Consider the following 12,934-nt stretch of genomic DNA (forward strand, 5'->3'; position numbering starts at 1 on the left):
TTACCCCTTTTTTAGTACGAGGTATCCTGTGACTACAAGTCCCACAAGACTTGCAGGGGTTAGTTGAACCTCGACTTTAATTATGTAAAGTTCTAAAACGACAGGCTCTTTAAAAAGGTGCATCGAAAAAATCAAAGTTCCAAGCACCTTGTCGAGGATCGCACCGGCAACCGCGCCGATAAACAACCCGAGGACGAGAGCTATAACAAGATTCCCGATAGATACCTTGTTTATCAACTCCTTTACACCATGAACATTTTAGACTATTTTACCAAATATTTTTTTTAGACACTCAGGTCAAGAGAATGACTAAATCATCTCACAATTTCCATCAAATACAACTCCGTCTGCAATCTGGAGTTTGGCAGTCTTTATATTTCCGTTTACTTTCCCTGTAGTGAGCATTTCTAAACGACTGAGTGCAGTTATATTTCCAGTAATCTCACCCCCCACAACCACAGTCTTTGCCTTAATATTTGCTTTTACCTTGGCTCCCTCACTTATATAAAGATAGCTCTCGGATTCTATCTCTCCTTCAAATTCCCCGGAAATTTGAAGTGGTTTTTTAAATGTAAGTATTCCATTAAACGATGTTTCTTTTCCAAGAACTGTAGAAATAGGTCCTTCTTCGGTTAAAATCGGTTGGGTTTGTTTTTTACTCATATTATTTGGTCTTCATCACATACACGCCATCCCAATCCGATGGAGGGGGACTTGAAATAAACTCTAAACACCTTTTTTCATACATTTTAGAAGGCCCATCGTCCGGGATCACCTGTAATGCTTCCCTAAAAAATTTTAAAGCATCTTCAAACTTTCTCTCTTTATAACACTGAAGTCCTAAATTGTAGTGCTTAACCACTTCTTCCATTTCTTTAGTTATCATAACTACCCCCTATATAAAACTACAATAGCAGTTGAATATTCTTTTACATGACTGATAGATACAGAAATCGAGTCAAATCCCTTATTATGAAACATTTCTTTCGATCTACCGTGAATGACCAGCTTTTTTTTTCCGGAATCTCTCCCGAATAGCTCAATTTCTCTCAAATCCAAAACCTCGTGTTTATCCAATTGAATAGCCTTAATAAAGGCTTCCTTGCACGCAAATCTACCGCTAAGAAAAGGAACAGGATCTGCTTTTTGCATACAATATTCAATTTCAGACTCAGAAAAAATCCTATGTAAAAACCTGTCTCCAAACTTTTTTAAAAGAGTGCGAATCCTCGCATTATCCACTATATCGTTTCCTACAGAGATTTTTTCCAAGACCAATTTCCTATTCTTCGCTTTCTGGAGGCTCCGGCTTAGTCTCATCTTCAGTGTTTTCAGAGCTTTCATCATGATTCGATTTCACTTTGTAGGTGATTTTAATCCTTTCCGGCATCACGCTCAACACTTCAATATTTCTGATTTGTGAAGACTTTAAAATTCTAACCTTAGAAATAACAGGAGTACTGTTTGGTACAATCTTTTTCAAAGCTTTATCGTAAGTGTAATTGCAGGGAATAGACGCTGTAATTCCTCGAATCACATCAAGACTCTTCAATGGAACAGGAGAATAAAACTTGATAGAAATTTCCTCGTCGCTTAACTCTGCCTCCAAAGAGTCGTCTAGCCCGGTGCATTTCACGGGAATTCCAGAAACAATTTGCTCCCCAACTCCCGAGGATACCGCCGTAATATTGACTCGAACCTGAACTTCTTTCACAGAAGTATCCACCAATACATTTTTTCCTTGATCGGGAACTTTGAATGTTTTCGTGAATGACTCTTTTTTCTCTTTCAAAGAAATCACAGGAAGACTGATTTTGTTTAATTTTTCAAGAGAGCTTTGCAGCCCATTGACCGTGATTCTCGAAGGTTTAATCGTGTGAGAAACCTTGATATAGTTTTCTTTTGGCTCGTCTTCAAAGTGAACATCAAAGGGGACCGACTTGGAAATCTTTGATTCCAAAAATACAATGATGTTATCGCTACTTTTTGTTACCTTGATTCCGTTTGGTACATTGGAAATTTTCTTGATTAAGGCAATATTTTTTCCGGATACAGGATCGGTTACTTCCAAAATTGCCTTCATAAATTGAGAATGGTAATTCACCAAGTCTCTTACACCTTCCACCCTAACAGGAATCGCTTTTTCGTTATTTTTAGAGTACACTAAATTTTCCGACAGCTTAGGGTATTCCAAAGGTATATTGATTGTTCTTACTAAAATTTTTGAATTCTGTAGATTGATATAAAAAAGAACACTCAATACCAAAGAGCCTAACTTTACTTGCCAGTGATCCAAGAGTCTCATCTTTCTTTACCCTTGTGTTTATCTGGGGACTCTTTTGATTTCTTCTCCTTCTCTTTTTCTTTTTCAGAATTTTTTTTCTTTCCACTTAAAAAATTCAATAGCTGGCTTTTCAATTCAAAAGGCTTGATCGGGTGAATCATCTCTCCGTCACAACATATAGAAATTTTCCCGGTTTCTTCAGAGGTCACTAAAATCACTGCATCTGTTTCCTCGGACAAACCAAGCGCCGATCTGTGTCTCGCTCCCCAAGTAGTGTTTTCGAGTCCTTTACTCATAGGTAGATACGATGATGCAGATACGATTCTATTTTGTTCGATGATTACTGCCCCATCGTGGAGTGGAGAATTCTTTTTGAAAATTGTCAAAAGCAAGCTGGAAGAAATAATTGCGTCTAATTGGACCGACCTCTCTACAATATCTTTCAGGCTAATCTCTCTTACAAAAACGATGATAGACCCTGTTTTAGTCGAAGCCATGGAGCTCGCTGCGTCAACGACTTCATCTAAATCATAAGAAGGCTTTAGTAGAAATATTTTAAATATTTTGAAATTGGCAAGCTCTCCTGTCATTCTTCTTAGCTCTGGTTGCAATAGTACGATAATCGCAAAAACTAAGGCAGGGCGAATATTGGTAACAAGCCAATCCAAAAGCTCTAACTCAAAATAACTCGCTAAGATTCCTGTGACCCAGATCAGTCCAACTACAAACAACAGTTGAATCCCTCGCGTTCTACGAAGCATCATATAAAACTTATAAATAAAGAAACTTACAATTAGAATATCGAGTATTATAAATACCGGATTCTGAAAAGGTTGGTTATCAAAAATATTTTTAATTACTTCCAATTATTCAATTCCCAAAACATCATACATATCAAAAAAACCTGTACTTTTTCCGACTAAAAATTCAGCGGCTCTCACAGCGCCAACGGCAAATGTTTTTCTGTCTTTTGCGCTATGCTTGACCTCAATAATTTCCTCTGCACTAAAGAAACTCACGGTGTGATCCCCTACGACTTCTCCTGCACGCATGGAATGAATCCCGATTTCCTTTTTTTCTCTTTCTTCATAGATTCCTTCTCTTCCGTATATCACATTTTCTTCGGTTCGATTTAGAGTAGAGAGAAGGATTTCTTTTAATTTCTGGGCAGTGCCTGAGGGAGAATCTTTTTTGTGCCTGTGGTGAATATCCAAGATTTCTATATCGAACTCATCTTTTAAAACACCAGCAGCCAATTGAACAAGTTTGAATAATAGGTTGACTCCGATAGACATATTTGGTGAGAAAAGTATAGGGATCGAGTTAGAAGCATTTTTTAATTCCAACTTCTGAGTCTCTGTTAGACCTGTCACCCCTACCACTACAGGTTTCTTGAATTTCACACAAGAAGAAATCACTTGCTTTAGGTTGGCGCTTGCACTAAAGTCAATAACTGCATCAGAATTTTTAATCCCTTCTTCTATGTCTGATGTGTAAAGAACTCCATTCGATTGAATTCCCGAATACAACCCGCTATCCATTCCCAAAAATATTGCACTCTCACGATCAACCGCATATTTTAAAAATGCGTTATGCGAAACAGATAACCTTTCCGTGATCGCCCTTCCCATTCTGCCACCCGCACCGATTAAACAAACTCCCGACTTATTCAAATCCTTTGTCCTTCAACGAAAAAATACATTTTTTTAACTCTTCCGAATTCTTGCTATTGGAAAGAACGGTGAGTGGAAGACGAATCTCATCCGAAATAAGCCCTAACCAATTCAAACAAGCCTTTACCGGAATCGGATTTGTCTCACAAAAAGCGAAATGGAAAACCGGCAGAAGATCAAAATATATTTTTCGAGATTCACCGATTTTTCCCGACTGAAATAAACCCACCATTTGCTGGATAGACTTTGGAAATAAATTAGACACGACAGATACGACACCCACTCCACCGATTGCAAGAAGTGGAAGTGTCAAACTATCATCACCCGATAAGACTGTCATCTTGGGAGAAGCAACCTGAATCACCCTCGCCATCTGTGAAAGATCCCCGCTCGCTTCTTTAACAGAAACTATATTTTTTTCCTTAGAAAGCCTTTCCAATGTTTCAGGAAGAAGGTTCACCGAAGTTCTACCGGGGATATTGTAGAGCATTACCGGTTTTTCGGAATTTTTGGCAATTTCTGAAAAATGACGAAACAACCCTTCTTGGGTAGGTTTATTATAGTATGGATTTACAGATAGCACTCCATCTACTCCATCTTCAACCGCTTTACGAGTGAGATGAATTGCCTCTGCCGTCGAATTAGAGCCTGTCCCTGCAATTACCTGAATTCTTTTATTGATAAACTCGACAGTTTTTTTGATTAGCTCGCTGTGCTCTTCATAATTCAGAGTAGGTGACTCACCCGTAGTCCCACAAGGCACAACCCCCGAAACCCCGGAATCAATCTGAATTTGCAAAAGACGAAAATAAGAGTCATAATCTATTTTGTCATTTTTAAAAGGTGTAACAATTGCAGTAAATACTCCACTAAACATACTAAGATATTTTTTTTTGGGAGTATATTTGCAATCAATTTTCCCTAATTCTAATATAAATTTCACTTTACGAATCTATAATGGTTTTAGTAATTATGGAAAAAGGATTCAGGCTTTCATTTGGTACCAATTATTACTTTTGTTTCAGTTTTTATACTGAATATTTTTACTCTATACGCTTACTACAATAGCAAAACCTTAGGGGTTCAAGATATTCCAAACGAAAGAAGTATGCACAAAAAGACCACAAAAAAATCTGCAGGGGTCGTCTTTGTCATTATTACAATTTTTTCTATGCTTTTCTTGAAATTTTTTCTAAACGTAGAAATCAAGTATTTTTACCCGCTACTCCTTGGTATAGGGTTTACCTCTACATTAGGTCTTTTCGACGATATTTATAAACTTTCTTCTGTTTTTCGATTTGTAACAGAATTGGTATTTTTCTTTTTTCTCGGGTATTTCTTTCTTCCTGAGTTTCAGATACTCGGACTGAATCTATTCCAAAACCAACTTTTCAATTATGCAATCCTATCCGTTTACTTCGTTTTTATAATTAATATAACGAATTTTATGGATGGGATTGATATGTATCTGTCTTTGATCCTATTTGTGGTAATTATAAATTTTTCTATGATCAGCTCCTATTTCCTACTTCAAGAATATACATTTTATATTCTGTCTGTAGGAATACTTGCTTTTCTTTTTTTCAATTCCCCCCCTGCAAAATTATTTATGGGAGACAGTGGCTCTCTTCCTTTAGGGTTTCTAATCGCAATACTTCCATTTTTTCACTCAAAACCTACTGTAGAAATAGCGGAGATCGGTTTCTTAGTCCCCGTGTTTTTAATTGATGGAATATCTACCATAGTAAAAAGAATTTTTCATAAAAAAAATATTTTTTTGGCTCACAGAGAGCATCTCTATCAAAGAATATCTGACTCTATTTTTACAAAAAAGCAAACTGCCATAATCTTCAGCTTGTTCAATCTGGGTGGAGGGATAATCTATTTCCTTTTTTATAACAAAAGTGTAAATTTTGTTCTACTCCTAACCGGAAATTTAGTATTGTATCAAAGTTTGTACTTTTATCTCAATAAAAAATGTAGATTAGAAAAAAAGGGGAAATAGGCGTCGCCCGGATTCGAACCGGGGATCAAGCTTTTGCAGAGCCATGCCTTAGCCACTTGGCCACGACGCCATACATGTTATGATTTTTTTTTATCGTCCTATGTCAAGAATAGAAATCTTCTATTCTTAAAAACTAAAGCCTATTTCATCAGTTGCTTTATCAACTCTCGCAGAAAATCTACATCCGGTGTACCGCTAGGGATGGGCTTATTATTCACAAAAAGGCTCGGAGTGCTTTCAATTTTAAGTTTACCCGCCTCTTCTACTTCTTTTAGAATTTGCTCTCTTGTATCATTTGAGCCCATACATTTCTGAAATTGCCCCATGTTCAACCCAGAAGAGGAGGCTATTTGAGTCACAGAGCTTATAGTGTGCATAACCCCTTTTTCTGTATCAGAATAAATCCCTGAATACACAGGCATAAATTTACCTTGCCTGTCCGCACAAATAGATGCAGAAGCCGCGACACAAGAGCTTGCATCGGGCATAAGCCTTTGCACAAATCTATTGCAATTCCCGTCTAAAGGAAAATTTTTATAAACTACTTTTACAATCCCTGTGTATTCTGCCAAAATCATCTTTAAAATATGGCTTGTGTGCATGCAATGCCCGCAATTAAAATCAGCGTATTTAACAATTGTTATCGGAGCATTTTTATCACCGGCAAAAGGATAAGATTTGGTGTCTATGTCAACCTTGGGCGCATTACCGTACATTTTTAGATCATTTTCGATTTTCTTTTTTCTTTCTGATTCATCTGAAATCGAATGAGAATGAGAGGGCTTAACAGAATTCCCGAATATATGCCCTACAGCAAAAAATGCGCAAACAATCAAAAAGTAAGGTACTTTTTGTTTTGAAAATCCAGTAAATATTGAATCCATCTTTAACCCATCCTTTTGAACTATGACAAATGTAATCCCAAATAAAGCAAATGTTACGAAATAGGTATATACACATAGAGTGCATACAGTTTTGATTAAGAACATAGAAACAATTAGTAAGCCTATGTCTGCCACTACACCCAAACCCAAAGTAAATAATAGAAAACTTAAATGGGTATTTTGTTCAGATTCCTCCGATCTGTATGCAAGTACAAACACAGTGCCTGCAAAGCCGTAAAAAATAAATCCGAGTAGTGCAACAGGTATATCTCCAAGGAGTGGAATATCCCTAAACCCTGAATATGGGCTTACGGCAACCTTTGTGCAGGCGCTTATGTCGTTATTCGCAGAGCAGAGTGTCCCGCCGATTTTATTTCCAGGCTCAAAATACTCTAAAATTAGAATCCCTGATAAAATACACCCGATGACCGCCATTACCACGCCAACAACTAATAAAATTCTAATTTCTTTTTTCATAAATTCCCCTTAATCTTCAAACTCTACGCCCAAACAAAAAACCCCTTTAGAAGCCCTTCCCTACATTCTATATTTTCCTGCACTAAAGGCAAAAATCGGGAATTTTCACAATGCTAAAAATTCTTCTATCAATATTCCAAGAGTATGGGAAATTAGACCAAGAAAGAAATCAATAAAAATATTCTATAAATGAAAAAACTAGCCGAAAATAAAATAGTAAGAGGAAAACCAAATGTTCAAAAAAATCTCCGGATTCATAATTGTATTGCTGTTACAAAACCACCTATTTTCTGCGGATGTTGATCAATCGGGAAATTTCAAGATAAAACCATACAGTCAAAAACAAGAATCTGACTTAACAATTTTATCCAAAGATATTGACGATTTTCATAAAAAGATTTCTGAGCTTTTACCTTTTATGGAAAAAGAAAAAAAGATCAAAGACGGAAAATACATCAAGCAACTATCAGCCTACAGAGACTCTTTTCCACTTCGCACCGCCGATCAATTTATGGTAAACGAACAATTCATGATTTCGCTTGGTGGAAGGACCGTTGACGGGAAAGGATTTGTTTTAGAAAATATTACTTTTTCAAGAAGGGTTTCTCGTCTCGGAAAATTAAAAGATGAACTTAAGTCACTATACGAAATAGCAAACACAAGCGCAAGTAAATCAGGGTATGAGGGAATTGAGTTACGACTCACAAATACAAATGCAACCGGAACTGCTCCGGTAAAAATTTACAATTTAAAAAACATAGTTGACCCAAGAGAAAGAGTTAGGTTGGTCCGTCATTATAGAAATAATTTAGAATTGGCACTAAGACAAATGGACAAGGTGATTCAAAATAATTTTCGATTTGAAGAGATTGAGACTGAAAGAACAATGCGTGAGTTGCACTAAGCACGAAGTAATCATGTTTTGAATGACTTTTCAAAAGAAGAAAAGAATATCCCTGACTTTTATAAATCTTTACGTCTTCCTTTTGGTGCAAGTTCCGAGTTAGTTAAAAAGCAATATAAAAAATTAGCTAAGATTTTCCATCCTGACAATCAAGCAACCGGATCAGGGGAAAATTTTATTCAAATCTCCTACGCTTACAAAGTATTAATAAATGAGAAAAAAAGAAAAATCTATGACGAATACTACTTAAAAAAATTTTCTTTTCTTTACAAGGTTAATAAATCTCTCAATCAAACCAAAATTTTACTAAATGAAAAAAGAATCGTATTTCCCAATTCTATTTCTACTTTAGCAAAGCACGGATTGTTGAGAGTTGGACTAAGAACCAAAGACAGAAAAAAATATTCCGGTATCAACCACGATGTAGAAATCTTAATTGATAAAAAAGAAATTTATAGAGGAATAATAGCAAAAATTCCACTCACAGTCAGAATTTTATGTCCGGAGTGTCTCGGCTCTGATATTTATTGTGAATCTTGTAACGGAAAAGGAAACTACAAAGGGACAAGAACATTAATACTCGAACTTGAACCGGAAATGATTGCACACGGTAAAGTTTTTGAATTGGAACTCGGGAGACTCAGACCGGATAAATTTGTGCACTTCAAGAAAAAAATATTGAAGGTAAAACTCGAAATTATTACAGAATAATTATGCAAAATATTATCAAATTTCTACCTATATACAAAGAAAAAATCTGGGGTGGAAGAAAACTTCACACACACCTAAGCAGAAATTTACCCGAAGGAAAAATTGGTGAGTCTTGGGAAATTTCAGACTATGGAGATGATATTTCAATCATCTGTAATGGTGAGTTACAAGGAATGAATTTCAGAGAAGCGTATTTGAAATATCCAAAAGAAATCTTGGGAGAAAATATTTCTCTGAAAAAAGGATTTCCACTTCTCGTAAAAATTATTGATGCAAGCGAGAATTTATCGATTCAAGTACACCCCGACGACGAATACACATTAAAATACGACAAAAAAAACTCAGGAAAAAAAGAAGCCTGGTACATTCTACAAACCGACAAAGATTCATCTATTATTTGTGGGTTTTCGGTTGACACTACAAAGACAGATTATCAAAAATTAGTCAAAGAAAACAAAGCAGAAAATATTCTACAAAAATTGTATCCTAAAAATGGAAGCTCATATTTAATCAACCCGGGAACCATCCATGGTATTGGGGGAGGAAACCTAATCTTGGAAATCCAACAATCTTCCGACTCCACTTACAGGGTCTATGATTACGGTAGATTAGATAACGGGAAACCCAGAGAATTGCATTTAGACAAAGCCTTAGACGTTTTGAATTTTTCAAAATCGAATGGGTTAGAAAATTTAACCCCGGTAAAAATAGACGAAGACAGAAGTTTACTCACAGAAAACGATAAATTCAGATTAGAGTTATTTGAAACAGAAAAGAAAAAAGAAGTGCCTGCCATCAGTCTTAAAGATATTTTTCAAATACTCCATGTAGTGGAAGGAGAATTAGAAATAGATTCGATCTCTTTTAAAAAAGGGGATACTTTTTTGATAACGGCAAAAGGGATGAGACAAAATATTTTCCTTTCTCCAAAAGAAAAATTAAAATTAGTAATCGCTTGTTCAAAGGAATACAGTAGCGACTAACGCACTTCAAAATGCACAGTATCCAATATCCCTTTTTTTTTGTCTATTAGTTGAAGAGTATGCCTCCCTGTCTTTAGAGTCCAGATCGCCCTCTCGGTATTGTTTGTATTTATTGAATTCCCATTAAGACTCCAAATAATATTATCAGAAATAATTTCAGATTCAAAAATTAGTTTCTGGTTCTCTTCTGGTATGTCAGGATCGGCTGCAAAAATAGCTCCATCTACCGGATACCGAATTCTATTTTTATTTACAGAATATATAAAGTTTTCCTTGTGTTCATTTTCTTTCATGGTTTTATCTACAAAATATTTTTTAGTATCTTTAGAATACTTTTCTTCCAACCAATCAATCAGCTCTTTCCAAATCGGCGCAGATCCCGTCACTCCACTTACATTCCACATAGGCTCACCAGAAAAATTTCCTACCCACACACCTACAGTAAACTTATCAGAAAATCCAATGCACCAGTTGTCTCGCATATCTTTACTCGTTCCGGTTTTTACTGAAGCAGAAAATCGAGACGATAAAGAATTTTCTAAACCAAAAGTAAGACTTCTATATTCCCTATCCGCCAAAATCTCTTTTATCGTTAAAGATGAACCTTCACTAAAAATTCTTTTTCTATCTATTTTTTTACTCGTATCCGATAAATGGATTTCAGAATACACTCCCCCGTTGGCAAGAGTTCTGTACGCATTCGTTAGATCCCAAAGAGTTACATCCAAAGATCCAAGTGCAAGAGAAGAGCCGTAAAAGGAAGGGTATTCCAAGTCTCTAAATTTTAAAAAAGATAAAATCTGAAAAAAAGAATCTACACCAACCAAATTTAAAACTCTGACAGCAGGAACGTTCAGTGAAGACGCAAGTGCATTACTTGCAGTAACCATACCGTGGTAGTCTTTCTCATAATTAGATGGTCTGTAAATCCCGGAATAAGTAGAAATATCAATAGGAGAATCTTCCAACAAAGTTTCAGAAGATATAATTTTTTTATCAAAAGCAAGGGCATATAAGAAAGGTTTTAAAGTTGAGCCTGCCTGCCTTTTAGAAAAAACTGCATCTACCTCAGGACTCGTGGAGAATCTTCCTGAGCTTCCAATATATGCCAGCACGTCTCCAGTTGAGTTTTCGACTACAAGGATAGCTCCATCTTTTACATTTTTTGTTTGCAAAGAAATCAAGTGCCTCTGCAAAATCTCATTAGAAGTTTTTTGGATTAGAAAGTCCAAACTCGATTGAAGGTATTTACTATATACGTCATGCGACATCTCTTTTAATTTTCGAGTAACATGGAACGCATAGAGTGTTTCTTTTTCTATATTGTATTTTTTTGAAAAACTTATTTTTACTTTTTCTGTAATTTCTTCACAGGAAATCTCAGGTGATACCTTTTCAGAAACAGAACAAGAACGTTTTATGATTTTTTCTATATTAGAATTTGGAGAACGAATTAAAACAGATAAAATAATAGACTCAATTTCGTTCAATCCGTGAGGATGCTTTCCAAAAAGCCCTTTAGAGGCAGCCGCAACTCCGACAAGCTCTCCTCGAAAGGAAATCAGATTCAAATAGGCTTCCAATATTTCATTTTTTGTCCAAGTTTCTTCTAACTCTTTTGCTAAATGAATTTGTTTGATTTTCTGAAAAATACTTTTCCTTTTGCCTTTCCACTCTATATCACTTTTTAAAATAGTTGCAAGCTGCATACTGATCGTGCTTGCACCTCTTTTCCCTCGAAATATAAAAAAATCAAGACTAGCTTTTGACAATGCAGTCCAGTCAACACCATTGTGCGAAAAAAAATTTTTATCTTCAGACAATAAGACTGCTTTTATCAAAGCAATAGATATTTCACTTAAATTACACCATTCTAATTTTCTTTCTGTATCAGAGGCTCTAAACTCATGAAGTATCACCCCATTTCTGTCGAATAACACTCCTTCCGATGACCTAAAATTTTCTTTTACTTTTTGGAAGGATGGAATTTCCTTAGAGTGTAAGGAAGTAAATAAAAAGTATAGCAATAGAAAAAATAATTTTCTTACCAACTTCCAGATGCCCCTCCCCCTCCAAAACTCCCGCCTCCACCACTGTATGAAGAAGATGAGCTACTCGAAGAAGAAGAATAGGACGAAGAAGAAGATGATGACCAAGAAGAGCCAGAAGAAGAACTTGAACTCCCGGATGAAGAGCCTTCAAGAGAGCCAAGCCATTTAAAAAATCCGAATAAAAGAATATAGCCCGCAGAGATAGCCAAGGAAATATAAAAAGATTGGAAAATTAGGCTAAATTTATTTAAGATTAAAAATACTATAAAGCTAATTAAAAATACAACTGCTCCGGTTTTTAGCACTCCAAGTAGAACCGTAAAAAAAATCAATAAAACAAACCCGATCAAAGGCAAAAATGGAATCCAAGAATCATAAGAAGATTTTTTGTTAGAACTAGAATTTGTTGGAGCTTGTGGAGTAGTGTTTGCCGGCAAAGGAAGCTCCTCACCATCAATCACTTTGATAATCGCATCGACTCCTTTTTTTATTCCAAAAAACATATTTCCTTTTTTGAATTCCGGCGTGATTACCTCGGCTATAATCCTTTTGGACATTGCATCTGTAAGCACACCCTCCAAGCCTCGACCCACTTCAATTCTTAGCTTTCTGTCATTTTTAGCAATCAAAAGTAAAACTCCGTCGTCCACCTTTTTTCGACCGAGCTTCCACTCATCCACTACCCTGATAGAAAATTGCTCAATAGTCTCCTCTTCAGTACTAGGCACTATCAGCACAGCCACCTGACTCCCTTTTCTATTCTCAAAATCTTTCAGTGTTTTTTCTAATTCCTTTTCTTGAGTATGAGTGATTGTACCTGTCAAGTCTGTGACTCTTTTTTGTAATTTAGGGATAGAGGCTTCGGAATAAACCGGGTTAAATCCTGTTATAAACATAAGAAAAATTATGGCATTCAAAAGAAATTGAAACCCTGAAAATTTTTTTATATCATATTTATTCAT

15 protein-coding genes and 1 tRNA gene are annotated in these 12,934 nt (G+C 35.8%); 4 read left to right on the top strand and 12 right to left on the bottom strand.

What is annotated here, in order from left to right; genetic code table 11:
- The 8 genes from HS129_08030 to HS129_08065 form a co-directional block, all read right to left on the bottom strand.
- Positions 1-234: a hypothetical protein gene (locus HS129_08030; GenBank protein ID MBE7411993.1), complete on the bottom strand. Its 234-nt coding sequence runs from the start codon at positions 232-234 to the stop codon at positions 1-3.
- 75 nt (positions 235-309) lie between these two features.
- Positions 310-663: a polymer-forming cytoskeletal protein gene (locus HS129_08035; protein ID MBE7411994.1), complete on the bottom strand. Its 354-nt coding sequence runs from the start codon at positions 661-663 to the stop codon at positions 310-312.
- Position 664: 1 nt separating this feature from the next.
- Entirely contained in the window at positions 665-886 is a 222-nt protein-coding gene (locus HS129_08040; GenBank protein ID MBE7411995.1) for a tetratricopeptide repeat protein, read from the bottom strand.
- 2 nt (positions 887-888) lie between these two features.
- On the bottom strand, positions 889-1,320 hold the full coding sequence (gene acpS, locus HS129_08045) for a holo-ACP synthase (protein ID MBE7411996.1): 432 nt from the start codon (positions 1,318-1,320) through the stop codon (positions 889-891).
- Positions 1,283-2,305: a YbbR-like domain-containing protein gene (locus HS129_08050; protein ID MBE7411997.1), complete on the bottom strand. Its 1,023-nt coding sequence runs from the start codon at positions 2,303-2,305 to the stop codon at positions 1,283-1,285. Before HS129_08050 ends, acpS begins: the two co-directional genes overlap by 38 nt.
- Positions 2,302-3,150: a TIGR00159 family protein gene (locus HS129_08055; GenBank protein MBE7411998.1), complete on the bottom strand. Its 849-nt coding sequence runs from the start codon at positions 3,148-3,150 to the stop codon at positions 2,302-2,304. Before HS129_08055 ends, HS129_08050 begins: the two co-directional genes overlap by 4 nt.
- Positions 3,151-3,957 (bottom strand): 4-hydroxy-tetrahydrodipicolinate reductase, encoded by an 807-nt coding sequence (locus tag HS129_08060; GenBank protein ID MBE7411999.1) that lies wholly within the window; start codon positions 3,955-3,957, stop codon positions 3,151-3,153. It abuts the gene before it with no gap.
- Positions 3,950-4,834, bottom strand: coding sequence for a 4-hydroxy-tetrahydrodipicolinate synthase (locus HS129_08065; GenBank protein MBE7412000.1), 885 nt, complete (start codon positions 4,832-4,834; stop codon positions 3,950-3,952). Before HS129_08065 ends, HS129_08060 begins: the two co-directional genes overlap by 8 nt.
- Positions 4,835-4,954: 120 nt before the next feature.
- Between HS129_08065 and HS129_08070 the strand changes: the two genes are divergently transcribed.
- Positions 4,955-5,962, top strand: coding sequence for a hypothetical protein (locus tag HS129_08070; protein MBE7412001.1), 1,008 nt, complete (start codon positions 4,955-4,957; stop codon positions 5,960-5,962).
- Here HS129_08070 and HS129_08075 read toward each other — a convergent pair.
- A tRNA-Cys gene (locus HS129_08075) sits at positions 5,961-6,032 on the bottom strand. The two genes, HS129_08070 and HS129_08075, sit on opposite strands and share 2 nt — an antisense overlap.
- A 70-nt stretch (positions 6,033-6,102) precedes the next feature.
- Positions 6,103-7,323 carry a thioredoxin domain-containing protein gene (locus HS129_08080; GenBank protein MBE7412002.1) on the bottom strand — a complete coding sequence of 407 codons (1,221 nt, stop codon included), beginning with the start codon at positions 7,321-7,323 and terminating at the stop codon, positions 6,103-6,105.
- Between the two features lie 232 nt (positions 7,324-7,555).
- Here HS129_08080 and HS129_08085 point away from each other — a divergent pair, with 232 nt between their 5' ends.
- Genes HS129_08085 through HS129_08095 form a run of 3 tightly spaced genes read left to right on the top strand, consistent with a single transcriptional unit; the run spans position 7,556 to position 9,921 of the window.
- Positions 7,556-8,227 carry a hypothetical protein gene (locus HS129_08085; protein MBE7412003.1) on the top strand — a complete coding sequence of 224 codons (672 nt, stop codon included), beginning with the start codon at positions 7,556-7,558 and terminating at the stop codon, positions 8,225-8,227.
- A gap of 18 nt (positions 8,228-8,245) precedes the next feature.
- Positions 8,246-8,938: a DnaJ domain-containing protein gene (locus HS129_08090; protein MBE7412004.1), complete on the top strand. Its 693-nt coding sequence runs from the start codon at positions 8,246-8,248 to the stop codon at positions 8,936-8,938.
- A gap of 2 nt (positions 8,939-8,940) precedes the next feature.
- On the top strand, positions 8,941-9,921 hold the full coding sequence (locus HS129_08095; protein MBE7412005.1) for a class I mannose-6-phosphate isomerase: 981 nt from the start codon (positions 8,941-8,943) through the stop codon (positions 9,919-9,921).
- On the opposite strand, the gene pbpC is transcribed toward HS129_08095, so the two are convergent.
- Positions 9,918-11,972, bottom strand: a complete 2,055-nt coding sequence (pbpC, locus tag HS129_08100; GenBank protein MBE7412006.1) for a penicillin-binding protein 1C — start codon at positions 11,970-11,972, stop codon at positions 9,918-9,920. The two genes, HS129_08095 and pbpC, sit on opposite strands and share 4 nt — an antisense overlap.
- Positions 11,966-12,868, bottom strand: coding sequence for a YgcG family protein (locus HS129_08105; GenBank protein ID MBE7412007.1), 903 nt, complete (start codon positions 12,866-12,868; stop codon positions 11,966-11,968). Before HS129_08105 ends, pbpC begins: the two co-directional genes overlap by 7 nt.
- Between the last annotated feature and the right edge of the window lie 66 nt (positions 12,869-12,934).

This window comes from Leptospiraceae bacterium (assembly GCA_015075105.1).
Classification (GTDB): domain Bacteria; phylum Spirochaetota; class Leptospiria; order Leptospirales; family Leptospiraceae; genus JABWCC01.

Bases quoted from the DNA above. Each gene is read 5' to 3' on its own strand.
- HS129_08035 (MBE7411994.1), bottom strand. From the start codon at position 663: ATGAGTAAAAAACAAACCCAACCGATTTTAACCGAAGAAGGACCTATT.
- HS129_08040 (MBE7411995.1), bottom strand. From the start codon at position 886: ATGATAACTAAAGAAATGGAAGAAGTGGTTAAGCACTACAATTTAGGA.
- acpS (MBE7411996.1), bottom strand. From the start codon at position 1,320: ATGAGACTAAGCCGGAGCCTCCAGAAAGCGAAGAATAGGAAATTGGTC.
- HS129_08050 (MBE7411997.1), bottom strand. From the start codon at position 2,305: ATGAGACTCTTGGATCACTGGCAAGTAAAGTTAGGCTCTTTGGTATTG.
- HS129_08065 (MBE7412000.1), bottom strand. From the start codon at position 4,834: ATGTTTAGTGGAGTATTTACTGCAATTGTTACACCTTTTAAAAATGAC.
- HS129_08080 (MBE7412002.1), bottom strand. From the start codon at position 7,323: ATGAAAAAAGAAATTAGAATTTTATTAGTTGTTGGCGTGGTAATGGCG.
- HS129_08085 (MBE7412003.1), top strand. From the start codon at position 7,556: ATGTTCAAAAAAATCTCCGGATTCATAATTGTATTGCTGTTACAAAAC.
- HS129_08095 (MBE7412005.1), top strand. From the start codon at position 8,941: ATGCAAAATATTATCAAATTTCTACCTATATACAAAGAAAAAATCTGG.
- HS129_08105 (MBE7412007.1), bottom strand. From the start codon at position 12,868: ATGTTTATAACAGGATTTAACCCGGTTTATTCCGAAGCCTCTATCCCT.